22 protein-coding genes are annotated in these 24,783 nt (G+C 71.3%); 9 read left to right on the plus strand and 13 right to left on the minus strand.

The window, feature by feature from the left end:
• Window positions 1-67 precede the first annotated feature (67 nt).
• Together DFR41_RS14585 and DFR41_RS14590 are read left to right on the plus strand one after the other, a co-directional pair.
• A complete protein-coding gene (locus tag DFR41_RS14585) occupies window positions 68-3,001 on the plus strand; it encodes an FAD-dependent oxidoreductase (RefSeq protein WP_114803222.1) in 2,934 nt (977 codons plus the stop codon).
• An 11-nt stretch (window positions 3,002-3,012) separates the two neighbouring features.
• Window positions 3,013-4,275 (plus strand): M20/M25/M40 family metallo-hydrolase, encoded by a 1,263-nt coding sequence (locus DFR41_RS14590; protein WP_114803223.1) that lies wholly within the window; start codon window positions 3,013-3,015, stop codon window positions 4,273-4,275.
• A gap of 71 nt (window positions 4,276-4,346) precedes the next feature.
• Here the strand turns inward: DFR41_RS14590 and DFR41_RS14595 are convergent, their stop codons facing one another.
• From DFR41_RS14595 to DFR41_RS14625, 7 genes are read right to left on the minus strand one after another with little or no spacing between them, the layout of a single operon-like run.
• Window positions 4,347-5,138 carry an SDR family NAD(P)-dependent oxidoreductase gene (locus DFR41_RS14595; RefSeq protein WP_114803224.1) on the minus strand — a complete coding sequence of 264 codons (792 nt, stop codon included), beginning with the start codon at window positions 5,136-5,138 and terminating at the stop codon, window positions 4,347-4,349.
• Entirely contained in the window at window positions 5,135-5,647 is a 513-nt protein-coding gene (locus DFR41_RS14600) for a nuclear transport factor 2 family protein (protein ID WP_114803225.1), read from the minus strand. The genes DFR41_RS14595 and DFR41_RS14600 overlap by 4 nt, the downstream gene beginning before the upstream one ends.
• 11 nt (window positions 5,648-5,658) lie before the next feature.
• Window positions 5,659-6,513, minus strand: a complete 855-nt coding sequence (locus tag DFR41_RS14605; RefSeq protein WP_114803226.1) for an SDR family NAD(P)-dependent oxidoreductase — start codon at window positions 6,511-6,513, stop codon at window positions 5,659-5,661.
• Window positions 6,510-7,484, minus strand: coding sequence for a Bug family tripartite tricarboxylate transporter substrate binding protein (locus DFR41_RS14610; protein WP_114803227.1), 975 nt, complete (start codon window positions 7,482-7,484; stop codon window positions 6,510-6,512). Before DFR41_RS14610 ends, DFR41_RS14605 begins: the two co-directional genes overlap by 4 nt.
• Window positions 7,481-8,092, minus strand: a complete 612-nt coding sequence (locus tag DFR41_RS14615) for a carboxymuconolactone decarboxylase family protein (RefSeq protein ID WP_114803228.1) — start codon at window positions 8,090-8,092, stop codon at window positions 7,481-7,483. Before DFR41_RS14615 ends, DFR41_RS14610 begins: the two co-directional genes overlap by 4 nt.
• A gap of 7 nt (window positions 8,093-8,099) precedes the next feature.
• Window positions 8,100-9,095, minus strand: a complete 996-nt coding sequence (locus DFR41_RS14620) for a Bug family tripartite tricarboxylate transporter substrate binding protein (protein WP_114803229.1) — start codon at window positions 9,093-9,095, stop codon at window positions 8,100-8,102.
• Between the two features lie 8 nt (window positions 9,096-9,103).
• Window positions 9,104-9,961 carry an SDR family NAD(P)-dependent oxidoreductase gene (locus tag DFR41_RS14625; protein ID WP_017758497.1) on the minus strand — a complete coding sequence of 286 codons (858 nt, stop codon included), beginning with the start codon at window positions 9,959-9,961 and terminating at the stop codon, window positions 9,104-9,106.
• 139 nt (window positions 9,962-10,100) lie between these two features.
• Between DFR41_RS14625 and DFR41_RS14630 the strand changes: the two genes are divergently transcribed.
• Complete coding sequence (locus tag DFR41_RS14630) at window positions 10,101-11,144, plus strand: substrate-binding domain-containing protein (protein WP_114803230.1); 1,044 nt, start codon at window positions 10,101-10,103, stop codon at window positions 11,142-11,144.
• A 24-nt stretch (window positions 11,145-11,168) separates the two neighbouring features.
• Here DFR41_RS14630 and DFR41_RS14635 read toward each other — a convergent pair whose 3' ends face one another.
• From DFR41_RS14635 to DFR41_RS14660, 6 genes are read right to left on the minus strand one after another with little or no spacing between them, the layout of a single operon-like run.
• Complete coding sequence (locus tag DFR41_RS14635) at window positions 11,169-12,116, minus strand: NAD(P)H-dependent flavin oxidoreductase (protein ID WP_114803231.1); 948 nt, start codon at window positions 12,114-12,116, stop codon at window positions 11,169-11,171.
• Entirely contained in the window at window positions 12,113-13,105 is a 993-nt protein-coding gene (locus DFR41_RS14640) for an NAD(P)H-dependent flavin oxidoreductase (RefSeq protein ID WP_114803232.1), read from the minus strand. Before DFR41_RS14640 ends, DFR41_RS14635 begins: the two co-directional genes overlap by 4 nt.
• Window positions 13,102-14,211: a CaiB/BaiF CoA transferase family protein gene (locus DFR41_RS14645; RefSeq protein ID WP_114803233.1), complete on the minus strand. Its 1,110-nt coding sequence runs from the start codon at window positions 14,209-14,211 to the stop codon at window positions 13,102-13,104. Before DFR41_RS14645 ends, DFR41_RS14640 begins: the two co-directional genes overlap by 4 nt.
• Complete coding sequence (locus DFR41_RS14650; RefSeq protein ID WP_114803234.1) at window positions 14,208-16,337, minus strand: acetate--CoA ligase family protein; 2,130 nt, start codon at window positions 16,335-16,337, stop codon at window positions 14,208-14,210. The genes DFR41_RS14645 and DFR41_RS14650 overlap by 4 nt, the downstream gene beginning before the upstream one ends.
• Before the next feature lie 15 nt (window positions 16,338-16,352).
• Window positions 16,353-17,498 carry an acyl-CoA dehydrogenase family protein gene (locus tag DFR41_RS14655; RefSeq protein ID WP_114803235.1) on the minus strand — a complete coding sequence of 382 codons (1,146 nt, stop codon included), beginning with the start codon at window positions 17,496-17,498 and terminating at the stop codon, window positions 16,353-16,355.
• 59 nt (window positions 17,499-17,557) lie between these two features.
• Complete coding sequence (locus DFR41_RS14660) at window positions 17,558-18,373, minus strand: IclR family transcriptional regulator (protein ID WP_114803236.1); 816 nt, start codon at window positions 18,371-18,373, stop codon at window positions 17,558-17,560.
• A 170-nt stretch (window positions 18,374-18,543) separates the two neighbouring features.
• On the opposite strand from DFR41_RS14660, the gene DFR41_RS14665 reads away from it, so the two are divergent.
• From DFR41_RS14665 to DFR41_RS14690, 6 genes are all read left to right on the plus strand, one after another.
• Entirely contained in the window at window positions 18,544-19,527 is a 984-nt protein-coding gene (locus DFR41_RS14665; RefSeq protein WP_114803237.1) for a Bug family tripartite tricarboxylate transporter substrate binding protein, read from the plus strand.
• A gap of 42 nt (window positions 19,528-19,569) precedes the next feature.
• Window positions 19,570-20,001 (plus strand): Zn-ribbon domain-containing OB-fold protein, encoded by a 432-nt coding sequence (locus DFR41_RS14670; RefSeq protein WP_114803238.1) that lies wholly within the window; start codon window positions 19,570-19,572, stop codon window positions 19,999-20,001.
• Window positions 19,998-21,152 (plus strand): thiolase family protein, encoded by a 1,155-nt coding sequence (locus DFR41_RS14675; RefSeq protein ID WP_114803239.1) that lies wholly within the window; start codon window positions 19,998-20,000, stop codon window positions 21,150-21,152. The genes DFR41_RS14670 and DFR41_RS14675 overlap by 4 nt, the downstream gene beginning before the upstream one ends.
• A 15-nt stretch (window positions 21,153-21,167) precedes the next feature.
• A complete protein-coding gene (locus DFR41_RS14680; RefSeq protein ID WP_017762388.1) occupies window positions 21,168-21,989 on the plus strand; it encodes an enoyl-CoA hydratase/isomerase family protein in 822 nt (273 codons plus the stop codon).
• Window positions 21,990-22,029: 40 nt separating this feature from the next.
• Entirely contained in the window at window positions 22,030-22,845 is an 816-nt protein-coding gene (locus DFR41_RS14685) for an SDR family NAD(P)-dependent oxidoreductase (protein ID WP_114803240.1), read from the plus strand.
• 205 nt (window positions 22,846-23,050) lie between these two features.
• The gene (locus tag DFR41_RS14690) at window positions 23,051-24,718 is read left to right on the plus strand and encodes an ankyrin repeat domain-containing protein (RefSeq protein WP_114803241.1); all 1,668 of its coding nucleotides are present in this window, start codon (window positions 23,051-23,053) and stop codon (window positions 24,716-24,718) included.
• Window positions 24,719-24,783 lie beyond the last annotated feature (65 nt).

Here is a 24,783-nt window from a genome sequence, read left to right on the forward strand (position 1 = left end):
TATACGTGCAGTATACGTATACGATATGTGAAATCAACACGATTTCGCAGCCGTCCTTCTTGCGCCGATGACCGACCTCCGCCTTCGCCATCCCTCCGTCGCCACGGCCGGCCGCACCATCCGCATCCATTACGACGGACATCCGGTGGCCGCCATCGAAGGGGAAACGGTGGCGGCCGCGCTCACCGCGGCAGGCCATGTGGCGCTACGCCATACCCGCAGCGGCGAGCGTCGCGGCCTCTATTGCGGCATGGGCGCCTGCCAGGACTGCCTGGTCACCATCGACGGCCGGGCCAGCCAGCGGGCCTGCCTGGCCAAGGTCGAGGACGGCCAGGACATCCGTTCACAGATGCCGGCCGGCACGCCGGACGATCCCCTTCAGCCCTTGACGCCGGCCGCCGGCGCGGCACCCGACGAGCGCACGGTCGACGTGCTGGTGATCGGCGCCGGTCCCGCCGGCCTGGCCGCCGCGCGCACGGCCGCGCGCACCGGACTCTCGGTGCTGGTGCTGGACGAGCGACCGCAGGCCGGCGGCCAGTACTTCAAGCCGCTTGCGCCTTCGCACCGCAGCGATACCCCGCTGGACCGGCAGTTCGCCCAGGGCGAAACCTTGCGCCGGCAAGCCGAGGCGGCCGGCGTCCGCTTCGAACAGGGCGCCCAGGTCTGGGCGGCGTTCTCGCCCCAGGAGGTTGGTGCGCTCATCGACGGGCGGGCGACGGTGCTTCGCTGCCGTCAGCTGGTGATCGCCCCGGGCGCCTACGAGCGGCCCGTGCCCTTTCCGGGTTGGACGCTGCCTGGCGTGATGACGACCGGCGCCGCGCAGACCCTGGCGCGGGCCTATCGCGTCGCGCCGGGAGAGCGGGTGCTCATCGCCGGCAACGGTCCGCTCAACCTGCAACTGGCGGTGGAGTTGCTGCAAGGCGGCGCCAAGGTGCTGGCCGTGGTGGAGTCCGCCCCGGCGCCTTCCGCCGCGCAGATCAAGCCCGCCCTGGCGGCGATGCGTGCGGCGCCCGACCTTGTGTGGCAGGGCGCCCGCTACCTCAGGCTCCTGCGTCGCGCCGGCGTGCCCGTGCTTTGGGGCCGCCATGTGGTCGCGGCCGAGGGCGAGGAGCGGGTGCGCCGCGTGGTGCTCGCCGAGCACGCCATGCCGTCGCAGACCACCGCCTTCGACGTAGACACCCTGTGCCTCGGCTACGGCTTCATCCCCTCCACCGAACTGGCGCGCATGCTGGGCTGCGCGCACCACTCGGCCGGCCGGCATCTGGGCCACCTGGCCACCACGACGGCCGAGGACGGCGCCACGTCCGTGCCCGGCGTGTACGTGGTGGGCGACGGTGCCGACCTGGGCGGCGCCCGGGTGGCGCTGGCCCGCGGCACGCTGGCTGGTGCCGCCGTGGCGCGCGCCCTGGGCCGCACCGTGGCCGCCGACCCGCGCACGGTCACCGACCTGCACCGCGCCGAGGCCTTCCAGCGCGCCCTGTGGTCGCTCTACCAGGCCCCTCCCCTCTCTCTGGCCGCGGCGCCCGACGACACGGTGCTATGCCGCTGCGAAGAGATCCGCTTCGGCGACGTGCGTGCGCAGATCCGCGCCGGCCGCGATTCGCTGGCCGCCATCAAGCGCAACACGCGGCTCGGCATGGGCCGCTGCCAGGGCCGCTACTGCGCCGTCACCGCTGCCAGGCTGGTGACCGAGATGACCGGCCGTGCCGTGGCGCCCGAGCAGTACCTGGCCCCACGTCCACCCGCCAAGCCGGTGCCTGCGGGGGCACTGGGTTTCGAGAAGCCCGAATGGGGCGGCCACAAGCCGGCCATCACGCCCAACCTGGCGCGGCCCGTCGAGAGCGCGCCGCTGCCCGACATGCAGGCCGACGTGGTCGTCATCGGCGCGGGCGTGCTCGGCGCCTCGCTGGCCTACTACCTTTCGCAGGCGGGCCAGGATGTGCTGGTGCTCGACAGGGACGAGCTCAACCTCCAGGCCTCGGGCGCCAACGCCGGCAGCCTGCATGTGCAGCTGCTCAGCTTCGACTTCGGCGCCAAGGCGCAGGCCGGTGGTGGGCCCGCCGCCGCCACGCTGCCGCTGGGGCCACTGTCCGTGCGCCTGTGGCAGGAGTTCGAGCAGGACTGCGGCGAAGACCTGGAGATCAAGATCACCGGCGGTCTGATGGTGGCCGACAGCGAGGCCGGCATGCGCTTCATCGAGGCCAAGGCCGCGCTCGAACGCCAGCACGGCATCGAGGCCCATGTGATCGACGGCGCCGAACTGCGGCGCCTGTCACCGGCCCTGTCCCAGGGCCTGCTGGGCGCCGAGCTGTGTCCGATGGAAGGCAAGATCAACCCGCTGCGCGCCACCTATGCGCTGGCCGCCCGGGCCCAGGCGCAGGGCGCGCGCTTCGTGCGCGGCTGCAACGTGCAGTCCATCGAGCGGCTGCCGGGCGACGGCGCCGGCTTCGTGCTTGCCACCTCGCGCGGCACCGTGCGGACGCGCCGGCTGGTCAACGCCAGCGGGGCCTGGTCCAGCGCGGTGGGCGAGATGCTGGGCGTGCGCATCCCAGTGCAGGGCGCGCCGCTGCAGATGATCGTGACCGAGCCCGCGCCGCCGCTGGTGGATCACCTGATCGCCCACGCCGACCGGCACCTCAGCCTCAAGCAGGCGGCCAGTGGCGGCCTGCTCATCGGGGGCGGCTGGACGGCCGCCTTCGATCCGGCCATGCGCCTCAACCGCGCGGTGCGCGACAGCCTCGAAGGCAGCCTGTGGGTTGCGCGCCATGTGCTGCCGGCCGTGGCGGGCCTGCACATGGTGCGCTGCTGGGCGGGCATGAACGTCAACATCGACGGCGCGCCGATCCTGGGCGAGGTGCCCGGCGTGCCGGGCTTCTACAACGCCGTGACCTCCAACGGCTACACGCTGGCGCCCATCGCCGGCAAGCTGGTGACCGAGCTGCTCGTGCATGGCGATGCCGGCATGGACCTCACGCCCTTTCGCATCGACCGCTTCCTGTGACCTTCTCTCGAATGACCGAACCGACCCTGACGCCCGAGGCCGCCCGCACGCTGATGCGCGGCTTCATCGACGACCACTTCGACCAGCAGGTGGACATGCTCGCAGCGCTGGTGCGCTGCCCTTCCGACAACCCGCCCGGCGACTGCGCGCCGCATGCCGAACTGGCCGCCCAGCTGTACGAGGCGCAGGGCTTCACCGTCGAGCGCCACCCGGTGCCGGCCGAAGAGGCCGCCCGCCACGGCATGCGCAGCGTGGTCAACCTGATCGTGCGCGAGCGCTTCGGCGACGGCCCGGTGGTGGCGCTCAATGCGCATGGCGACGTCGTGCCGCCCGGTGCCGGATGGACCACCGACCCCTACGGCGGCGAGGTGCGCGATGGCTGGCTCTATGGCCGCGGCGCGGCCGTGTCCAAGTCCGACTTCACCACCTACGGCCAGGCCCTGCGCGCACTGCGCGCCGCCCATGCGGCCGGCCTGCCGCTGGCCGGCAGCGTGGAACTGCACCTGACCTACGACGAGGAGACCGGCGGCATGACCGGCCCCGGCTGGCTGCTGTCGCAGGGCCTCAGCCGGCCCGACTATGTGCTGTCGGCCGCCTTCAGCCACCATGTGGTAGTGGCGCACAACGGCTGCCTGCATCTGGAAGTGACGCTGCACGGCCTCTCGGCCCATGCGGCGCGTCCCGACACCGGGCACGATGCCATCGAGGCCGCCGCCCATCTGCTGCCAGCGCTCTACCGCTACCGCGACAGCCTTGCACGGCGGCCCTCGAGCACGCCGGGCATCACGCATCCCACGCTGGTCGTGGGACTGATCGAAGGCGGCATCAACACCAACGTGGTGGCAGATCGGCTGACGCTGCGCATCGACCGTCGCATCGTGCCCGAGGAGGTGCCCGAGCAGGTCGAGGCTGAGCTGCGCGAGGTGATCGAAGGTGCCTGCTCGGCGCTGCCCGGCATCCGCGCCGAGGTGCGGCAGATCCTGCTGGCGCGGCCTTTCGCGCCCGCGCCCGGCAGCGAAGCCTTCGTCGAACTGGTCTGCCGCGAGGCCAGCGCGGTGATGGGCCAGCCGGTCACGCCCATCGGCGTGCCGCTCTACACCGATGCGCGCCTTTATGCCGAGGCCGGCATCCCCACTGTCATGTTCGGCGCCGGGCCCAAGAGCCTGATCGAGGCCAACGGCCACCGGGCCGACGAGCGCGTGCCGCTGCACGAGCTGCGGCTGGCCACGGTGGCGGTGGCCAATGTGCTGCTGGAGCTGCTGACGCCTCGCTGAGTGCGGGCGCGGGCGCCCGCGCATGCTGCGCCGGCCCGCGTCCTACTCGCGTCCGGCGCGCGAGCGAATGCCTAACGCGCCGAGGCGCCGCCGTCCACCGGGATGATCGCGCCCGTCATGTAGCTGGAGGCTGGCGAAGCCAGCAACAGGGCCAGGCCCTGGATCTCGCGCGGATCGGCCACGCGGCCCAGCGGGATGTAGGTGCGCATGCGCTCGACCGATTCGGGCAGGCGCAGCCGGCCGCCATTGATGCCGGTCGCAAAGGGGCCCGGCGCGATGGCGTTGACCAGCACGTTGAAGGGCGCCAGTTCCATGGCCGCCTGCCGCACGAGGTTGTTGACCGCCGCCTTGGAAGCCACATAGGCATAGCCCGACAGTGCCTCCGAGCGCAGCCCGGCGATGGACGAGGTGACCACGATGCGGCCCTGCCCGCGCGGCTTCATGTGACGGGCGGCAGCCCGCACGGTCACCAGCACGCTGTCGAGGTTGATGCGCAGCACACGGTCCCAGTTGGCCATGTCCAGGTTCTCCAGGCGGCCGGTGTCGACCATGAAGCCGCGGCCCGCGCTGATGCCCGCGTTCGCGAACACGCAGTCCAGGGCGCCATGCCGCGCGGCGACATCGTCGATCAGCGCATCGACCGCGCCGGGCGCGGTGACGTCGAGCACCGCCGACTCGGCCAGCGGATGCGCGGCCTGCAGGCGCCGGTGCTCGGTGGCGAGCGCGTCGGCGTCCACGTCCGTCATCACCGTGCGTGCGCCGGCCTGCAGCATGGCCTCGGCGATGGCCAGGCCCAGGCCGCTGGCGGCACCGGTCACCACGACCGTGCGGCCGCTCAGGTCGAAGAACGCGGGCAGGCTCATTGGGCGGCCTCCTTCTTCTTCTGCACGGGCAGCAGGTGTTCCCAGTGCTCGGCGGCCTCGATCATGTAGTGCACGGTCAGCACCACGCGCTGGAAGAGCCAGCGCCCGTCGAGCCGGATGTATTCGTCGTCGAAGCGCCCGACCACGTACAGGCTCTTGCCCTGGCTGACGGGGCGGCCGTCCATGTAGCTGCGGCCGGTACCGCGGTCGCCCCGCAGCTCGATTTCGTGCTGGTGGATGAACTGCCGCGCATGTTGCACCGGAAAGTCCTGGAAGAAGCGGCGGATCGCGTCGCGGCCCCCCACCTCCGGCCGGCCGTTGTAGACCACTGTGGCGTCCGGTGCGAAGAGTTCGTACAGGCGCGGGCCCTCGTCCTCGTTGACCAGTTCGTGGTAGCGGTTGCGCAGGGCGCGGATGGCGTCCAGGTCGTCCTGCCGGTCGAGCCGGGCCTGGAGCTGCGCGACCTGGGCAGCCAGGCGCGCCAGTTCGGTGTCGGGGGTGGTCGTCATCAAGGGTTCCTTCAGGGTTGAGTGGTCGGCCCGCCCTCCGCCGTGGGCGGATGCTGGGCATGGAAGTCGTCGAGGATGCGGTGCATGCGTCGCTCGACGGAAGCACCGGTTTGGGCATGGGGAATCACATAGAAGCGCTGCTGCCGGATGGCGTCGAGCGTGAGCGCCGCCACCTCCGCGGCGCCGATGGGCGAGGCGGCCATGCCGACCCGCACCCGCTCCTCGTAGGCCGCAGCCGGGGGCACGGTGCGGTCGAGGCCGGCGGGTCGGTTGCGGCCCGACTGGTGGATGCCGGTTGGCAGCAGCGAGGGGCACAGCACCGACACGCCGATGGGCGCGCCGGCCTGCTGCAGGTCGTGCGCGAGGCATTCGCTGAACGCCACCACCGCATGCTTGGTGGCCGAATAGACACCCGAGCCCGCCAGCGTGGCGAGCCCGGCGGCCGAGGCCGTGTTGACCACATGCGCGGGCGTGCCGCGGGCCAGCATGCGCGGCACGAAGCAGCGCACGCCATGGGCGACGCCCATCACGTTGACATGCCACAGCCACTGCCAGTCGTCCGCCGTCGCCAGCCAGGCCGGGCCGAGCACGGCCACGCCGGCGTTGTTGAACAGGCAGTCCACGCCGCCGTATTCGGCGTCGCAGGCCTGCGCGAAGGCCTCGACGTCCTGCTCGCGGCCCACGTCGCCCATCTGGCTGATGACGGGCACGCCGAGCGCGCCGGCCAGTGCCGCGGTCTCGGCAAGCGCCGTGGCCTCGATGTCGGTCAGCGCCAGGGCCATGCCCTCGCGCGCACAGGCCAGTGCCAGTTCGCGGCCGATGCCGCTGCCGGCACCGGTGACCGCCGCGACGCGAAGGCGGCTCATTCGGGCGTGATCCCGGCGTCGCGCAGCACACCTTCCCAGCGCGCGGCCTCGGCGGCTACGTAAGCCTGGAACTGGGTGTGAGGCATGTCGATGGTGAAGCTCTCCACCGATTCGAGCGTGCGCCGCACCTCGGGCGTCTTCAAGGTCTCGTCCACCGCGTCGGAGAGGCGCTGCACGATGGCGGCCGGCGTCTTGGCGGGCGCGAACAGTCCGCCCCAGCTCTGGGACTCGATGCCCGGAAAGCCGGCCTCGGCCATCGTCGGCACGTCGGGCAGGCTGGGCATGCGCGGGCTGCGCGTCACCGCCAGCGGCCGCAGCTTGCCGCTGCGGATCTGCGGGCCCGAGGTCTGGACGAAGTCGAACATCGCGTCCAGGTTGCCGGCCACCAGGTCCACCAGGGCGGTGGAGCTGGACTTGTAGGGCACGTGCGTGAAGCGTGCGCCGGTGCGGTTCTGCAGCAGCTCCAGGCAGAGGTGGCCCGAGGTGCCCTTGCCGCCCGAGCCGAAGTTGAGCTTGCCCGGGTTGGCCTTCCCGTAGGCCACCAGCTCGGCCACCGACTGGATCTTGAGCGTGGGGTTGACCACCAGCACCGTCGCATTGCCCGACAGCCCGTGGATGGCGACGAAGTCCTTCACCGGGTCATAGCGGATGGTCTTGTAGATGGCGCTGTTGGTGCCCTGGGTGCCTTGCGTGCCGATGAGCAGGGTGTAGCCGTCGGGCGCGGCGCGGGCCACCACCTCGGCGCCCAGCGAGCCGCTCACGCCCGCGCGGTTGTCGATGACGATGGGCTGGCCCAGCCGGCTGGCGAGCACGCGTGCGATGACGCGCGCCTGCTGGTCCACCACGCTGCCGGCGCTGAAGGGCACGACGAGCGTGATGGGCCCCTGCGGATAGGCCTGGGCGCGGGCCAGCGGCGCCACGCCGAGGGCACCGAGGGCGAGCGAGAAATGGCGACGGTTCAGGGTGGTCATGCCTTGTCTCCTTGAGCGGTGTTGGTGGCCCCTGCGGCTTGCGTGCCGAGCACGCCCGACCATTGCGAGAAGCCGGCCAGCGGGTCCTTGTCTTCGATGTCCACCTCGAAGTTCTCGAGCACGCGGCACACCAGCATGTAGTAGCCGATGGTCATGACGATCTCCATCAGCTGCTGGTGCGGCAGCTGGGCCGACAGCGCATCGAAGCAGTCGGCGGGCGCCTTCACCTGCCGGACCACCGCGTCGGTGAAGCGCAGCACCTGCTGCGCCAACGGCTCGAAGGCCTCGGCGAGCGCCTCGCCGTCCGTGGCCGAGAGCACGGCCTCGATCTGCGCGGCCGGCACACCGGCCTGCGCAGCCACGCGGCGGTGCTGGAACACCTCGTACGCCGAGCCGCACAGGGCGCCCACGCGCAGGATCACCAACTCGCGCAGCGGCGCCGGCAGCGAGGAGCGGCGCAGGATCGCGCTGCCCAGACCGAGGAAGCCCTCGCCCGTCGGGCCGCCGTGCGCCACCATGCGGTAGATGTTGAGCGGCGGCCGGTCGCTCAGCAGGCGCTGAAAGCTCTCAGGCGCGTGGCTCAGGTCGAAATAGGGAATGCGTGCCATGGTTCGTTCAGTCCAGTCGGATGCCGGCGGCGTGGAGCACCGCGCGCCAGCGTTGGGTTTCTTCGATGACGAAGGCGGCGGCGGCTTCGGAGCTGCCACCCACGGGCTCGACGGTGAGCTCGCGCATGCGGTCGACCACGGCGGCGGTGGCCAGGGCCTGGTTCATCTCGGCATTGAGCCGCTGCACGATGGGCGCCGGCGTGCCCGCAGGCGCCCACAGGCCACCCCAGGCCGCCATGACGCAGTCGCGCAGGCCCAGTTCCTCGAAGGTCGGCACGTCGGGCAGCAGCGGCAGGCGCCTGGCGGCCGTCACGGCCAGCGGGCGCAGCTTGCCCGCACGGATGTGGGTGATGGTGCCGGCCACGTTGTCGAACAGGATCGGCACCTGCCCGCCGATCACGTCCGTGACCGCGGGCGCGCTGCCCTTGTAGGGCACATGGGTGAACTGCACGCGGGCCGAGCGCTGCAGCAGCACCAGCGACAGGTGGCCACTGGTGGCATTGCCCGGCGTGGCCACGGCCAGGCTGCCTGGCGATGCCCGCACCTGCGACAGCAGGGACGGCACATCCGCCGGGCGGAAGGCGGGATGGGTGCACATCACGTTGTAGACCTTGCCCTCCAGCGCGATGGGCACGAAGTCCTTGATGGGGTCGTAGTCCAGCCGGGGGTACAGGCTGACGTTCATCGCCTGGGTGGCGTTGGTGCCATAGAACAGCGTGTAGCCATCGGCCGCACTGCGGGCCGCCGCGGCGGCGGCGATGTTGCCCGAGGCACCGGGGCGGTTGTCGATCACGATCGGCTTGCCCAGCTGACGTGACATCTGGTCGGCAAGCCGGCGCGCCGACTGGTCCGCCGAGCCGCCGGCCGGAAAGCCGACGATGAGCCGGATCGGCCGCTCGGGATAGGCCATAGCCTCGCCCGCGGCCATGGCCGTGCGGGCGCCGATGCCGGCCAGTGCCGCGCCCAGGACGAACTCCCGGCGCCGGAGCGATGAAGGCTGCATGGCCGCTCCTACTTGCGCGAGATGCCGCCGATCAGCCCGCCGTCGACCACCAGCGCATGCGCATTGACGTACGACGACTCGTGCGACATGAGGAAGAGCGCGGCATGGGCCACTTCCCAGCCCGTGCCCTGCCGGCCGAAGGGCAGCGGCATGGCCAGGCGGTCGGTGCGGCGGCGCGTGGCGGCGCGGCCGATGGGCGTGTCCATGAGGCCGGGCAGCAGGCTGTTGCAGCGCACGCCCTTGGCCTGCCCCGCCATCGCGATGGACCGCGCCAGCGAGACCTGCGCCGCCTTGGTGGTCTCGTAGGCCGGATTGAAGCTGGAGTTGCGCAGGGCCGCGATGGACGAAAGAAGAATGATCGAGCCGCCCGGGGCCATGTGCCGCAGCGCCTGCTGGCCGAAGAGCATGCAGGAACGCACGTTGACCGCATGCTCCGCGTCCCAGGCCTCGGCCGACTGCGCGTCGAGCGCGAGGCCACTGGCCACGCCCACCACCATCACCAGCCCGTCCAGGCCCTGCATGCGCGCGGCGGCACGCTCCACCACGCCGGGAATGGCCTGCGCATCGGCCACGTCGGCCACCTCTTCATGCACGGTGCCGCCGGCCTCGCGCACCAGGGCGCAGGTCTGCGCGAGCGCGGCGGGATTGATGTCCACGCAGGTGAGCACGGCGCCCTCATGGGCGAACAGCTGCGAGATGGCGCGGCCGTTGCCCACGGGCGGCTGCGGGTCGTCGATGTCGCGCTGGCCTGCGCCCACCACCAGGATGCGGCGCCCCGCCAGCCGGCCGGACGATGGACGCAACCGGCCCAGCGCCTCGTCGTAGAGCTGGGCGTCGGGCTGGATGGTGGGGGCGGATGAGGACATGGGGGATGGCTCCTTGTGTTGTCTGCAACGCTTCGGGAAAACTGCATCGTGCCGAGCTGGAAACGTTTCCGACCTAGCGCTAACCCTCGGCTGCTGTCACCTAAGATGCAGCCATGGTGTGGACTGGAAACGTATCCGGATGAAGGCAGACAAGGGACGCGTGGACCTGCGCGACGTGGCGCGGCTGGCCGGGGTATCGCTGGGCAGTGCCTCGCGCGCGATGAACGGCGCGGGCGCCTCGGCGGCGACGCGCGAGAAGGTCGAGCGCGCGGCGGCCGCCCTTGGCTGGCGGCCCAACCATGCGGCGCAGGCCCTGCGCTCGCGGCTCAGCCGCACGGTGGGATGCCTGTTGCCGGACATCGGCAACCCGCTCTATGCGCAGGTCTTCCGGGCATTGGAAGACGAGTTCCTCGCGCTCGGCTACCTGCCGCTGCTGGCCAACGGGGCCAACGACCTGGAGCGCGAGCTGCGCACCCTGTCGATGTTCATGCAGCGCGGCATGGACGGCGTGATCCTGGCGCCCGGCAACGAGCGCAGCCCCGAACTCGTCGAAGCGCTGCGCACGCTGCCCATGCCGGCCGTGGTCTTCGACCGCGAACTGCCCGGCGCGCACGACAGTGTCGTCATCGACCATGCGGCCGGCGTGCGGGTGGCCGTGGAGCGACTCATGGCGCTGGGCCACCGCGCTATCGCGCTGGTGCTCTGGCAGGGCGAGACGCGGCCGGTGCGCCGGCGCATCCAGGGCTACAAGGCCGCCTATGCGGCTGCGGGCCTGCCGGTGCCCGAGCTGATCGTGCAGGCGCAGAGCGTGACGGCCTCGGCCTTCGAGGAGATCGCGGAGCTGCTGGCGCGCCCGGCGCGGCCGACGGCGCTGATCGTCCAGGGTACGCACATGCTCAACAGCGCCTTGCGCGCCGTGGCCTCGCGCGGTCTGCGCATGCCGCAGGATGTCTCCATCGTCGCCATCGGCGACACGGCCTTCGCCCGCGACCATGAGCCGGCCGTGTCGGTGCTGACCATCGACATGGCGGATGCGGCGCGGCGGCTGGCCCGGCTGCTGGTGGACCGCATCGCCGAGCCGGGCCTGCCGGCACGGCGCGAGCGGGTGGAGCTGCGCTATGAAGAGCGGGCCTCCGTCGTCCCGCTTCATGTCGAGGCCAGGCCGACCGCGCGACGCCGCTGAATCGCGGCCAGCTGCGCAAGGGCCTCAGTGCGAGGCGCCCTCGTACTCCATCTGCAGCTGACGCACCAGCGCTGCCACGCTCTGCACCTCGCGCACGGCCGACACCGTGTGCCCGCCGCTCCAGATGTCGGTCCAGCGCTGGCTGGCCGCGCCCTCCGATCCGCCGCCCCAGCGGCGGCGCGCCTCTTCGACCGACACGCTTTCGTCCAGCGCGTTCACGTCGATGCCCAGCCGCTCGGCCGACTGGCGCAGGAAGCTGGCCGGCAGTCCGGTGAAGGCCCGCGTCAGCAGCACGTCGTCGATGTCCGCGTCGCACAGCATCTGGCGGTAGCCATCGCTCGCCAGGCTCTCCTGTGTGGCGATGAAGCGCGTGCCCATGATCCCGAGGTTGCAGCCCAGCGTCATGGCGGCGCGCAGGGCCACGCCGTCGGCCATGCCGCCGGCCAGCACGATGGGGCCGTCGAACACGCGGCGCACAGCGCGCACGAAGGCGAAGGGATTCGCCCAGCCCGTGTGGCCGCCGGCACCCGCGGTCAGCAGCACCAGGCCGTCCACGCCCGACTGGATGGCGCGCTGCGCATGGTGCAGCGAAGCGACGTCGGCGAAGACCCGGCAGCCGCCGTCGTGCAGCACCGGCACCACCGACGAGGGCGAGCCCACGCTGGTGATGACCAGCCGCGCGCCATGGCGGGCGATGAGGTCCACCTCGGCCCGCACCTTGGCCGGGTCGCGCCGCATGATCAGGTTGGGGCAGTACGGTGCCACCGTGTCGCCGCCGGCGCGTGCCTCCTCGTCCAGGCGCGACATCCAGGCGTCCAGCTCGTCGAGAGAGCGGCAGTTGGCGGTGGGAAAGGCGCCGATCACGCCGCTGCGGCAGGCGGCAGAGACCAGCTCGATGCCCGACACGCGCAGCATGGGTGCGGCGATCACGGGCACGGCCAGGCGGCCGAGGAAGTCCAGGGAGGAGGTCATGGCAGAAGTGCTGGAAGGGCGCGCATCGCGTCCCGGCACTGAGCCAGGAACTCGTCGACGATGGCGTCCAGGGGTTGGATGCGGTGGGCGAAGGCGATGGCGGGGCCCAGGGACAGCATGCCCTGCTGCCAGTCGCCGCCCTCGTAGCAGGCGTCGCGCGCGAGGCGTCCGGCGATCAGCGGGCCGAAGGCCGCGTGGTCGGTGACGCCCGTGCGTTCGATGGCTTCGATCTGGCGCGCCGTCTCGTTGCGCAGCACGCGCCAGGTGTTGCCCAGCGACTGCAGCAGCCGCACGGTGCTGTGCTCGTCGCAACCCACCAGGTGCGCCTTGTACGCCGGATGGGCCGAGATCTCTTCGCAGACCAGGAATCGGCTGCCCATGAGCACGCCATCTGCGCCCAGGGCCAGTGCGGCAGCCAGTTGGCGACCGTGGCCGATGCCGCCGCCCAGCACCAGCGGCACGGTGATGCGCTCGCGCGCCAGTGCGCCCATGAGCATGGTCGGCAGCTCGTTCATGCCGGGGTGACCGCCCTCCTCCATGCCCACCAGCGCAACCGCGTCGGCGCCGCCCGCCTGCGCGGCCAGGCCATGGCGCAGGCTGGAGGCCTTGTGGATCACCACGCCGCCCGCGGCATGGATGGTCTCGATCAGCGTCTGCGGGCCGTAGCCCGCCGTCTCGAAATGGCGCACGCCATGAGCGAGCGCCATGTCGAGCCAGCGCGGGACGTCGGCGTTGGCCTCGGGCCGGGCCGAAAGCGTGAGGTTGACGCCGAAGGCGTTGCCCTCGGCCAGCTCGCTGCAGCGCTGCAGCTGGGTGCGCCATTCGGCCTCGCCCGGAAAGGAGCGCGGCGTCAGGAAGCCCATGCAGCCGGCCCGGGCCAGCGCACTCACGTACGCGGCATCGGACAGCCACATGAGCCCGCCGCCCAGCACCGGATGGCGGATGCCGAAGCGCTGCGTGAGCCGGGTCTGCAGCAGGGCGGGCGTCACGGTGCGGCGCCGGCGCTGTCCAGGCGCGGAGCGCCGTCCAGGGTCCGCGGATCGACCCCGCGCAGATTCACGGGAAAAGCCACCGCTGCCAGCGGCTCGCTGCCGAGGAAGCGGCCGCGCTCGACGAACTGGGCGGTGGCGGCCAGCTCCGTCGGCGCCACCACCGGCGCGACCGGCAGGTCGGCCCGTGCCATGCGCTCGAAGGCCGCGTCGGCATCGAGCGTCGCGACCTGTGCGGCCAGCCGCGCATTGATGCCTTCGGCCTCGGCCTTGCGCGCCGCGAAGCTTCGGTAGCGGGCATCAGCAAAGGGCCCCATGTCCAGCACCTCGCACAGGCGCGCCCAGAAGTGGTCTTCCAGGGCGGCGACCGACAGGTGCCGGCCATCGCGGCAGCGGAAGATGCCGTAGGCCGGCTTGACCAACGCTACGCTGCGCTGGTCCTCCAGCTGGGTCGTGCCGCCATCGCGGAAGCTTCCCAGCCGCGGCGTCATCCAGTGCAGGGCGCAATCGGCCAGGGCCACGTCCAGGTGCTGGCCCAGTCCGCTGTGCTGGCGCTGCAACAGGGCCGCCAGCGTGGCCGACAGCGCATACATCGCACCGCACAGGTCCGCGGCCGGCAGCCCGAAGCCGGGTGCGGGCGGTCCGCCCGGCTCGCCCGACAGCGCCATCACGCCCGCGGCCGCCAGGTAGTTGATGTCGTGGCCGGGCAACTGGGCCCAGGGCCCGTCCTGCCCGTAGCCGCTCAGCGACACATAGACCAGGCGCGGGTGCGCGGCCTGCAGGCTGGCATGGTCCAGGCCCAGGCGGGCCATCACGCCCGGCCGGTAGGACTCGACCAGCACATCGGCGCCGGCCAGCAGGGCATGGGCCCGGGCGCGGCCGGCTTCGTCCTTCAGGTCCAGCAGCACGCTCTTCTTGCCGCGGTTGACGGCCTCGAAGCCGCCGGGGCCGAGGCGCCGGGCGTTGTCGCCATGCGGCGGACGCTCGACCTTGATCACCTCGGCGCCCATCTCCGCCAGCATCTGCGTGAAGAAGGGGCCGGGCAGCAGCTCGCTGAAGTCGAGCACGGTGATGCCGGCGAGCGGCGGTGCGGGCTCGCCCCTCATGCGTCTTCCAGCATCACGATGACGGCATCCAGCGGCAGGGCGCCTTCACCCTCGCTGCCCACCCATACCGGGTTCAGGTCCATTTCCTCCAGGCTTGTTGAATGGGCCATGACGAAGTCCGACACCGCGAGCAGCAGCCGCTCCAGCGCGGCCACGTCGGCGGGCGGCTTGCCCCGTGCGCCCTGCAGCAGCGGGTAGCAGCGCATTTCGCGCACCATGGCACGGGCGTCGGCGGGCCGCAGCGGCAGCAGGCGGCGCGTGACGTCGCGCAGCAGCTCCACATAGATGCCGCCCAGGCCGAAGGTCATGACATGGCCGAAGACCGGGTCGCGCGTGACGCCCACCATCAGCTCGAAGCCGCCACGCGGGGCCATCTTCTCGATCAGCAGGCCATCGATGGCCGCCTGGGGCTTGTGGTGGCGCACCGAGGCCATGATGTCGTCCCAGGCCAGCTCGACCTGGGCGCCGTCTGCGATGCCCACCTTCACGCCGCCGATGTCGGACTTGTGCACCACGTCCGGGCTGGCGATCTTGGCGACCACCGGATAGCCCATGCCGTCGGCGATGCGGCGCGCTTCTTCGCGCGTTGCCGCCACGGCCGCAGGCAGCAGCGCGATGCCGGACTGCGCCAGCAGCTGCTTGGCTTCGAGCTCCGACAGGTTGCGCACGGTACCGCCAGCCGGCGAAGGCGAGCGCGCGGGCGTGGTGGCGCGTGCCTCGCCGAGCCCGCCCGCACGCTGCCAGCGGCCCCACTCCGTCCAGCGCTGCACGGCCTTGAGGGCCTTGCCCACCGAGCGCGGCGGCGCGAAGCCGCCTTCGACCAGCAGCTTGTAGCCCTCGCCCAGGCGGTCGCTCATCCAGATCGGGATGATGGGCGTGGGGCTCTGCTGCTGCGCGGCGCGGATGGTGTGGGCCAGGCTCACCGTGGTGGCGCCGTACTCCAGCGCGATGGGCGCGAGCACGCAGCCCAGGTTGGGGTCGGTGGTCACGGCGCCCAGCGTCTGCTCGATCAGGTCGGCATCGCTCAGGATGGCGGCCGTGGTGTCCACCGGGTTGTCGATGGCGGCGTAGTCGGGCAGGCGGCTGAGCAGCAGCTCGCGGGTGTGCGGGGCGAATTGGGCCAGCTTGAGGCCCGAGGTGCCCACGGCATCGGCCGTGAGCGCGGCCGTGCCGCCCGAGGAGCAATAGATGCCGATGGCCTCCTGCGCCGGCGGCATGGCGCGGGCGAACAGCCAGGCGGTGTCGACCAGCTCGTCGATGTCGTCCACCTCGATCACGCCGTACTGGCGGAACACGGCACTGTTGACCTCGGCCGAGCCGGTGAGCGACGCCGTGTGCGACTGGGCGGCGCGCTGGCCGTACTCGGACTTGCCCACCTTCAATGCGATGACGGGCTTGCCGTTGTCGGCGGCGCACTGCAGGGCGGCCAGCAGGCGGGGGCCGTCCTTGATGCCCTCCAGCAGCGTGACGATGACCTTGATGTCCGGCGCCGTCGCCATGTAGTGGATGAAGTCGGCCACCTGCAGGTCGACTTCGTTGCCCGTCGACGCCCACAGGCCGATGCCCACGCCGCGCTCCATGGCCTGCATGACGTTGCGGCCCAGGCCGCCGCCCTGCGTGGCCAGGCCGATGGGGCCGGGCACCAGGTCGTGCGGGAAGGAGGGCGAAAAGGTCATGCCCAGTCGCGCGTTGATGTTGCACAGGCCCGGGCAATTGGGCCCGTAGATGCGCATGCCGGCGGCATCGGCGATTTCCTTCAGGCGCTGCTGGGCCCGTTCGCCCTCCGCGCCGGCCTCGCCGAAGCCGGAGGTCAGGATGACCAGGAAGGGCACGCCGCGGGCCGCGCATTCCTCCGCGACCGCGAGCACGCCGGCCGCGGGTACCGCGATGATGGCCACGTCGGGCGTCTGCGGCAGCGCGGCGATGCTGGGCCAGCAGCGCCGGCCGCGCAGCTCGGTCTTGGTGGGATTGACCAGGTACAGCTCGCCGCGGATGGTCGAGTGGTCGATCAGGTTGGTCAGCGTGCGGCCGCCGATGCTGTGGGGCCGGTCGGAGGCGCCGACCAGCGCGATGCAGGCAGGGTCGATCAGGCGCGCCAGGTCGGCGCGGTGGGGGGAAATCGTCATGCGTGCTCCTGCGGCTCAGGCGATGGCCGAGATGCCCAGGATCTCGCGGCCGACGATCAGCGTCTGCACTTCGGTCGTGCCCTCGGGGATGGTGCCGCCACGCGTGTCGCGGAAGATGCGCTCGATGGGATAGTCGGTGGCATAGCCCAGGCCGCCGTGCACCTGCAGCGCCATGCTCGCCACTTCGTGTGCGGCCTCGGTGGCATAGAGCTTGGCGATGGAGGCGGCCGTGCGGGCCTCGCCTTCGGAGTCCAGCGCGGCGGCGGCGCGCAGGCCGAGCGCGCGGGCGGCCTCGACGCGGATCGTCATGTCCACGATCAGCTTCTGCACCAGCTGGAAGCTGCCGATGGGCTTGCCGAACTGGGTGCGCGTGCGCGCATGCTCGATGGACAGGTCCAGCGCGGACTGCGCCGCGCCCACGGCGCCCATGGCGATGTTGACGCGGGCGCTGTCCAGGCCGATCAGCATCTTCTTGAGGGCCTTGCCCTCCTCGCCCAGCAGGTTTTCGCGCGGGATGCGGACGTTGTCGAAGTTCAGCTCGGCGGTGCCGGTGCTGCGCAGCACCATGGTGTCCACGCGCCGCACCTCGAAGGGCGACACGTCGCGCTCGACCAGGAAGGTGGACAGCTGTCCCTGACAGTCCGGGCTGAAGGTGCGCGCCACCACGATGCCGAAGTCGCCGAAGGCGCCGTTGGTGATCCACAGCTTGCGGCCGTTGAGGACGTAATGGTCGCCCTGCAGGTCGGCACGGGTCTGCACCTGCGCGATGTTGGAGCCGGTGCCCGGCTCGCTGATGGCGCTGAAGCAGCGGCGCTGGTTGGCCAGCAGTGGCCGCAGGAAGCGCTCCTTCTGCGCGGGCGTGGCTTCCTGGGCCAGCTTGTTGATGGCCGCGTTGGTGATGTTGAGGATGGTGCGCAGCGACAGCCAGGCATAGCCCGCCTCTTCCATCAGCAGGGCCCAGGTGAGCTGGTCCATGCCCATGCCGCCTTCTTCCTCCGGCAGGCGCCCGCCCAGGTAGCCGAACTCGGCCAGCTTGCCCAGCACCTCGAAGGGGAAGGTGCGGTCCTGGTCGTGGCGCGACACGATGGGCGCGATCTCGGTCTTCATGAAGCGGCGGATGCTGTCGCGCAGCACCGTCTGCTCGGAGGAAAGGGTGAACATGGTCTTGTCTCCTGGGTGGTCGGATGGATGGCCGGCCTGGGGGCCGTGCCGGGGTGGCGCTAAGCCCGGGCCTTGGTTCGTTTGGAAGGTGCGGGCGCTGGGGATTCGGCGGACGCCGCGGCTTCGGCCACGGCCGCGTGTTTGCGGAAGACGAGGGCCTGCACTTCCTGCAGGGCCTCGATGCACAGGGTGCGCTGGGCGCGCATGCGGTCGGTGAGGCCGGCCACCGACAGGGCCACGGCCTCGCCGCCGATCTGGCCGGCGACTGCGACCGCTGTGAGGCCCTCGCTGCCTTCGTTCTCGATCCAGATCCAGCCCTGCTCCTTGGCCTTCGCCACCTGGGCCTCCAGCGCGGTCAGGTCGGTCAGCGTGCCGGAGGCCAGGCTGCGCAGCGGCTTGAGGCGCAACTGCCGCGCCGCCTCCTCGGGCGTGCCGATGGACAGGATGGCCTTGCCCAGCGCGGAGACATGCAGCGCCAGCTTGTCGCCCACGTGCTGCATGTAGCGCAGCGGATGGCGGCCTTCGCTGAGGGCGATCACCTTGACGATGCCGTTTTCCAGCCGGCCGCACAGGCCGGTTTCGCCGGTGCGGTCGCGCAGCAGCTCGCAGGCTTCGGCGCCCACGGCATAGAGCGGGTCGCTGGCCGAGATCTCCTTGGCCACCGCCAGCAGGCGGGCCGTGGGATAGAAGCGCCGGCTGCGCGCCGTGCGCAGCAGGTAGCCCAGCTCGTGAAGGGTGTGCAGCAGGTCGGAGCAGCTGCTTTCGGGCAGGTCCATGAGCCGGGCCAGGTCGGAGTTGGACAGCTCCCGCTTCTCGCGGGCGAAGACCTCCAGCAGCGTCATGGTGCGGGCAGCGGCGGGGACAAGGGTGGGCATCGCCTCTCCGATATTTCGTAGAAAAGCACGATGGTACAGACCGTGCCGCCTGCGGCATGAGTGCGATCTGCTCGCTTCGCTGCGTGATTTCATTGATTTCGATTTGCTTTTCTACGACGTGTTGAAGTAGTCTACGGCATACCGAATATCAAGAGCAACCGGAGACATCCATGAATCGCGCTTTCCACGCCCTCGCCCTGACCTTTGCGGCGCTCGTCGCCCACGGCCCCGCCAGCGCCGCACCCGACGACGCCTGGCCCACCAAACCGCTGACCTTCGTGGTGCCCTTCCCGCCTGGCGGCATCACCGACAACACCGCCCGCGTGCTGGCGCAGAAGGTGGGCGACAAGCTGGGGCAGCAGGTGGTGGTGGACAACCGGCCGGGCGCCGGCGGCTCCATCGGTGCCGAGTACGCCGCGCGGCAGCCGGCCGACGGCTACACCTTCCTGTATGGCACGCAGGGCACCCACGGCGCCAATCTGGCGCTCTACAAGAACGTGCGCTACGACCCGATCAAGGACTTCGTCGCCGTCCATGGCATCTCGGAGTCGCCGCTGGTCCTGGTCATCAACCCCACGCGCAGCTTCAAGACCGTGCCCGAGCTGGTCGCCTATGCGAAGCAGAACCCGGGCAAGCTGAACTTCGGCTCCGCCGGCGCCGGCACCGGCACCCATCTCACGGCCGAGCTGTTCCAGGCCGCGACGGGGACCAAGTTGACCCATGTGCCCTACAAGGGCAGCAGCCCGGCCCTGACCGACCTGATCGCCGGCAACCTGGACATGGCCTTCGACTACGCGGCCGTTGTGATGCCTTTCGTTCAGGCCGGCAAGCTCAAGGCCCTGGCCGTCACCAGCAGGACCCGCCTCGCGAGCATCCCGCAGCTGCCCACGCTGGGCGAGCTGGGCATCACAGGTGCCGACTCCACCGCCTGGGGCGCGGTCTTCGTGCCCGCCAAGACGCCGGCCCCGGTCGTGCAGCGGCTGGCCGACGCGGTGGCCGCCGCCATCGTCGACCCCGAGTTCGTCGCCATCAGCGAGAAGAACGGCAGCCTGCCGATGCGCGGCATGCGCGGCGAGAAGCTCGATGCCTTCGTCAAGTCGGAGATGACCCGCTGGCGCGAGGTGGTGCAGAACTCGGGCGCCAAGGTCGATTGACCGGCCTTGCCTCCCCTTTCCTCTTTCATCCCAAGGACTCCCATGACCCTCGACCTGCGGGGCTACCAGCCCCGCCATCCCACGCTCTATCAGCTGGCTGCCGACGGCGAATCGCTGGACTTCGTCTTCGCCCAGTGCCCGGCCTGCGGCCACCTGGCCTTTCCCGCCGATGCGCCGGGTTGCAGCCATTGCGGCGATCCGATGAAGGAGGCCGCGCGCATCACGCGGCCGGGCGCCGGCACGCTGCTGGAGTTCGTGACCCTGCATGTGCCCCTGCTGCCCGGCATGCAAGTGCCGCGCATCGCCGCCGACATCCGCCTGGGCGAGGACGGCCCCATCGAGGAAGGCGTGATGGTCACCACCGACGAGTCGCAGTTGCGCGTGGGCATGCCGCTGCGCGCGGTGGCCCATCCCCTGCCGGAGGGCGAGGTGTTCGACTGCCGCTTCGTGCCGGCCACGGAGGCCCAGCGATGAGCACGTGGATCGACGACAACGACGGCGTGTACGTGACCGGCATCGGCATGCATGCCTACCAATTCCCCAGCGAGACGCCCTATACGCACCTGGGCCTGACGGCCGTGCGCCAGGCGCTGGCCGATGCGGGACTGGCCTGGCCACAGGTGAATAGCGCCTACATCGGCACCACCTCCATCGGCATGGCGGCGGGGCGGGTGATGCTGCGTCACCTGGGCTCGACCGGGCTGGCCGTCACCCAGGTCGAGAACGCGTCGGCCTCGGGCTCCTTCGCCTTCCGGCAGGCCTGCCTCGAAGTGGCGCGCGGCGTCAGCGACGTGGTGCTGGCCGTGGGCGTGGACAAACATGGCGACGGTCGCCGCGCGGCCGACAAGGACGGGCTGGCGCACCTGAGCGACACCGCCAACGTTCCGGCGGTCAAGTTCGCCATGATGGCCCGCACCTACCTGCGCGAGCGCAACGCCGACGTGGCCTCGATGGCGCAGGTGGCGGTCAAGAACCATGGCAATGCCTCGCGCAACCCGTACGCGCAGTACCGCAAGCCGCGCACGCTGGAGCAGGTGCTGGCCTCGCCGCGCGTGGCGGGCGACCTGACGGTGCAGCAGTGCTGCCCGCGCGGCGAAGGCGCGGCGGCAGCCCTCGTGGTGTCGGGCCGCGCCCTGCGTCGGCTGGGTCTCGATCCCAAACGCTGCGTGCGTGTGCGCGCCTCGTCCACCTGCAGCGAGACGCCCGAGACCGCTTACGGCCAGGCCGCCGTCGACCTGGTGCGCAGCAGTGCACAGTCGGCGCTCGAGCAGGCGGGCATCTCCGCCCAGACGCTGGACATGCTCGAACTGCACGACGCCTTCTCGGTGGAAGAGCTTCTCTACAGCGAGGCCGTCGGCGTGTGCCCGCCCGGCGAGGGCGCGAGCTTCCTGATGCGTGGCGACTCGCGCATCGGCGGCCGTTGTGCCATCAATGCCTCGGGCGGCCTGATCGGCATGGGCCATCCGCTGGGGCCGACCGGCATCGGCCAGATCGCCGAGCTGACCCGGCAGCTGCGCGGTGAGGCCGGCGAGCGCCAGCACAGCCATGCGCGCTGGGCCATGGCCCACATGATCGGGCTGGGCTCGGTGGCCATCGCCCATGTTCTTTCCGCACCCGACGCCTGAAGGAGGTCCATCCGCATGACCACCCCCACCTCGCCCGCCGACCACGTCGAACTCGGCACCCTCACCTATGCGGTGCAAGGCCATGTCGCCGTGATCACCCTCAACCGCCCCGAGCGCATGAACACGATCGGCAGCACGATGAAGCCTGACCTGGCGCAGGCCTTCCTGCAGCTGGCGCGGGCCGACGAGCGCGTGCGCGCCGTGGTGCTGACCGGCGCCGGCGACCGCGCCTTCTGCGCGGGCGCCGACATCAAGGAGCGCGCCGACCACCAGATCGGCGCCAACGACTTCTTCGTCGCGCAGAAGGCCACGCACGACCTGCTGCGCGACATCGAGGAATTCGAGAAGCCCGTCATCGCCGCCATCAACGGCGTCGCACTGGGCGGCGGGCTGGAGATCGCGCTGTGCTGCGACCTCCGGATCGCGGCCGATCATGCGAAGTTCGGACTGCCCGAGGCCCGCATCGGCGCCCTGCCGGCGGCCGGCGGCACCCAGCGCCTGCCGCGGCTGATCGGCGAGGCGCGCGCCAAATACCTGATGTTCACGGCCGCCCAGATCGACGCCGCCGAGGCGCTGCAGATGGGCATCGTCAACCAGGTGTGCCCCGGCGCCGAGCTGATGACCGAGGCGATGAAGCTGGCCGGCACCGTGGCCGCGATGCCGCCGCTGTCCATCCGCCTCATCAAGCGTGCGGTCAACCGCGGCATGCAGACCGACCTGGACAGCGGCCTCGAATACGAACGCTACGCCGCCGCCATGCTGATCGACAGCGAAGACCGCAAGGAAGGCATGCGTGCCTTCGTCGAGAAGCGGGCGCCTGTCTTCAAGGGCCGCTGAAGGGCGGCTTCTCCATTCCATCCATTCACGAGGAACAACCATGAAACTCAATCTGGAGCGCCGCGTCGCGCTCGTCACCGGTGGCGGCCAGGGCGTGGGCCGTCAGATCTGCATCGAGCTGGCGCGCGAGGGCGCGCGGGTGGTGGTCAACGACCTGTTCGCGCCGCGCGCCGAAGCGGTGGCGGCCGAGATCCGCGCGCAGGGCGGCGAGGCGATGGCCGCACCGGCCGACATCACGCAGGCCGAGCAGGTGCGGGCCATGGTGGACCAGTCCGCCCGCCACTTCGATGCGCCGGTGGAGATCCTGGTGAACAACGCCGGCATCATTCCCGAGCGGCGCGAGAAGGGTGGGCGCACGCCGGCCTTCGTCGACATGCCGGTGGAGGACTGGGCCAAGATCATCAACCTCAACGTGTACGGCACGCTGCACTGCTGCCACGCGGTGCTGCCCGGCATGGTGGCGCGCAAGGGCGGGCGCATCGTCAACATCATTTCCGAGGCCGGCCGCATCGGCGAGGCCAACATGGCCGTCTACTCCGGCGCCAAGGCGGCCATCGCGGGCTTTGCCAAGGCCCTGGCCAAGGAGCATGGCCGCCATGCGGTGACCGTCAACTCCATCGCGCTGGGCGCCGTCTCGCACGAGGGCATCAAGGACGGCCCGCTGCATGTGGACGCCACACCGCAGAACAACGAGCTGCTGGCCAAGATGCTCGGCATCTATCCCATCTCCAAGGGCGTGGGCCGGCTGTCGCGGCCGGACGATGTGTCGGGGCTGGTGGCCTTCCTGGCCTCGGACCGGGCGCTGTTCATCACAGGGCAGACCATCGGCGCCTCGGGCGGCTTCGCGATGGTCTGACGGGCAGGGCGGAGGCGGGCGGGTGCCCGCCTCCTGCTGCGCGCCGAGCCTTTATGATCCGCCCCGCGTGCAAGACGCCTCCGGGCCCGCGGGAAGGGTTGAACCCACTTGCCTCTCTTGCGGCATCCAACGCGATGCCGCTTCCTCACCACCTTGCGTGCAGCCGGTCTTGCGGGCCATCGGCGTTCGATGCACAGAGGTGTCCATGCAATCCCTCCCTCCCCGGCCCGACATCGGGCATCTGAAGAAGCAGGCCAAGACTTTGCTGGCCGACTATCGGCGCGGCCTGCCGGCCGCCCTGCAGCGCTTTCGCGCGGGCTTGCCCGCGGCGCGCGGCAGGGACGATGCCGCGCTCGCGGCGCAGTCGCTGCGGCTGCACGATGCGCAGTCCTGCATCGCGCGCGAGCACGGCTTTGGCAGCTGGGCCGATCTGCTGCACTTTGTCGAAGCCCGGCGTACGCTGCACGACGATCCACAGGCGGCGCTGCTGCACTGGCTGCGGCTGGTGTACGCCGGCGATGTGGCCGGCAGCACCAACGCCAGCCGGCCGGCGGTCGCCGCGCGGCTCCTGGCGGAATACCCAGCGCTGGTGGCCGGCTCCGATCCCTGGCTGGCCTGCGCCATCGGCGACGAAGCGGCGCTGCGTGCCGCCACGCAACGCGATCCGTCCTGGGTGCACCAGCCTGGCGGTCTGCTGCGGCTCCCGCCGCTGGTGGCAGTCACCCATTCCGGCCTGGCCCGTGTGCCCGGTTTCGCGGAGGGTCTGCGGGCCTGCGTGGCATGGCTGCTGGCTGCCGGCGCCTCAGCCAATCAGTCCGTCGGCAGCCGGTGGCCGCCTGCCTCGCTGCATGCGCCCGACGAGTCCCTTCGCCTGTCGGCGCTGTACGGTGCGGCCGGCCAGGCGGGCGATGCGGCCATGACGAAGCAGCTGCTCGACGCTGGTGCCCAGCCGGACGATGGCGAGTCGCTCTATCACGCGCTCGACACGCCCGCCTGCGCGCGCCTGCTGCTGGAGGCCGGCGCCACGATCGCGGGGACCAACGCCATCTACCGCGCACTCGACCTTGACGATCCGCAGCCCCTGCAACTGCTGCTGGCGCATGGCGGCAATCCCAACGAGCCGCCGCCCGGCCCGCCGACCTCGGACTGGGGCACGCCGCTGCTGTGGGCGATCCGGCGGCGCCGTTCGGTGGCGCATGTCCAGGCGCTGATCGATGCAGGCGCGCGCACCGATGTGCGCACGCCCGACGGTGTGACGGCTCGCGTCCTCGCGCTTCGCTTCGGCCTCCCGGAGATCGCCGCGCTGCCGGCGTTGGCCGCGTCGGGGCGTCCAGGCGGCGACGACCTCGACACGGTCGAGGCCTTCGTGGCCGCGTGCGCCCGTGGCGACACGCCGTGCGCGCTTGCCCTCCAGCGTGCCGAACCCGATGTGCTCGCCCGGTTGGACGACGCGCAGCGGCGCCTGCTGCCGGAACTGGCTGCCGATGGCTGCGACGCCGCCGTGCGTGCCATGGTGGCCTGTGGCTGGCCGCTGGAAGTTCGCGGCGGCGACATCGACGGCTCGGCCCTGAACCAGGCCGTGTTCCGCGGCGACGCGGCGCTTGTGCGCCTGCTGCTGGAGAACGGCGCCGACTGGCGAGCCCCGCATGGCTTCGGCGACGACGTGCGGGGCTCGCTGTCCTGGGCCTCGCTCAACACGCCGTCAGGCGAGGGCGACTGGGCCGACTGCGCCCAGGCGCTGCTGGATCACGGCATGCCGGTGGCCCGGCCCGATCCGGCGGGGTCGGACGCGGTGCTGATCGACGGCCGTCGCTACCTGTTCACGGACGAGGTGCGGGCCGTGCTGCTCGGCACGGTGGCACGCACCGGCTGAGCCCCGGCGGGCCACCCGCGGCCCATGAAACCGAAGAGCCGCCGGAGCTCGAATGGCCGCGGGGC

Source organism: Pseudacidovorax intermedius (genome assembly GCF_003350475.1).
GTDB classification, from domain to species: domain Bacteria; phylum Pseudomonadota; class Gammaproteobacteria; order Burkholderiales; family Burkholderiaceae_C; genus Xenophilus; species Xenophilus intermedius.

Excerpts from the sequence above, each read along its gene's own strand:
- DFR41_RS14585 (WP_114803222.1), top strand. The coding sequence starts at position 68 with ATGACCGACCTCCGCCTTCGCCATCCCTCCGTCGCCACGGCCGGCCGC.
- DFR41_RS14615 (WP_114803228.1), bottom strand. The coding sequence starts at position 8,092 with ATGGCACGCATTCCCTATTTCGACCTGAGCCACGCGCCTGAGAGCTTT.
- DFR41_RS14590 (WP_114803223.1), top strand. The coding sequence starts at position 3,013 with ATGACCGAACCGACCCTGACGCCCGAGGCCGCCCGCACGCTGATGCGC.
- DFR41_RS14600 (WP_114803225.1), bottom strand. The coding sequence starts at position 5,647 with ATGACGACCACCCCCGACACCGAACTGGCGCGCCTGGCTGCCCAGGTC.
- DFR41_RS14625 (WP_017758497.1), bottom strand. The coding sequence starts at position 9,961 with ATGTCCTCATCCGCCCCCACCATCCAGCCCGACGCCCAGCTCTACGAC.
- DFR41_RS14650 (WP_114803234.1), bottom strand. The coding sequence starts at position 16,337 with ATGACGATTTCCCCCCACCGCGCCGACCTGGCGCGCCTGATCGACCCT.
- DFR41_RS14645 (WP_114803233.1), bottom strand. The coding sequence starts at position 14,211 with ATGAGGGGCGAGCCCGCACCGCCGCTCGCCGGCATCACCGTGCTCGAC.
- DFR41_RS14610 (WP_114803227.1), bottom strand. The coding sequence starts at position 7,484 with ATGACCACCCTGAACCGTCGCCATTTCTCGCTCGCCCTCGGTGCCCTC.
- DFR41_RS14665 (WP_114803237.1), top strand. The coding sequence starts at position 18,544 with ATGAATCGCGCTTTCCACGCCCTCGCCCTGACCTTTGCGGCGCTCGTC.
- DFR41_RS14685 (WP_114803240.1), top strand. The coding sequence starts at position 22,030 with ATGAAACTCAATCTGGAGCGCCGCGTCGCGCTCGTCACCGGTGGCGGC.
- DFR41_RS14675 (WP_114803239.1), top strand. The coding sequence starts at position 19,998 with ATGAGCACGTGGATCGACGACAACGACGGCGTGTACGTGACCGGCATC.
- DFR41_RS14635 (WP_114803231.1), bottom strand. The coding sequence starts at position 12,116 with ATGACCTCCTCCCTGGACTTCCTCGGCCGCCTGGCCGTGCCCGTGATC.
- DFR41_RS14690 (WP_114803241.1), top strand. The coding sequence starts at position 23,051 with ATGCAATCCCTCCCTCCCCGGCCCGACATCGGGCATCTGAAGAAGCAG.
- DFR41_RS14680 (WP_017762388.1), top strand. The coding sequence starts at position 21,168 with ATGACCACCCCCACCTCGCCCGCCGACCACGTCGAACTCGGCACCCTC.
- DFR41_RS14620 (WP_114803229.1), bottom strand. The coding sequence starts at position 9,095 with ATGCAGCCTTCATCGCTCCGGCGCCGGGAGTTCGTCCTGGGCGCGGCA.
- DFR41_RS14605 (WP_114803226.1), bottom strand. The coding sequence starts at position 6,513 with ATGAGCCGCCTTCGCGTCGCGGCGGTCACCGGTGCCGGCAGCGGCATC.
- DFR41_RS14660 (WP_114803236.1), bottom strand. The coding sequence starts at position 18,373 with ATGCCCACCCTTGTCCCCGCCGCTGCCCGCACCATGACGCTGCTGGAG.
- DFR41_RS14630 (WP_114803230.1), top strand. The coding sequence starts at position 10,101 with ATGAAGGCAGACAAGGGACGCGTGGACCTGCGCGACGTGGCGCGGCTG.
- DFR41_RS14670 (WP_114803238.1), top strand. The coding sequence starts at position 19,570 with ATGACCCTCGACCTGCGGGGCTACCAGCCCCGCCATCCCACGCTCTAT.
- DFR41_RS14595 (WP_114803224.1), bottom strand. The coding sequence starts at position 5,138 with ATGAGCCTGCCCGCGTTCTTCGACCTGAGCGGCCGCACGGTCGTGGTG.
- DFR41_RS14655 (WP_114803235.1), bottom strand. The coding sequence starts at position 17,498 with ATGTTCACCCTTTCCTCCGAGCAGACGGTGCTGCGCGACAGCATCCGC.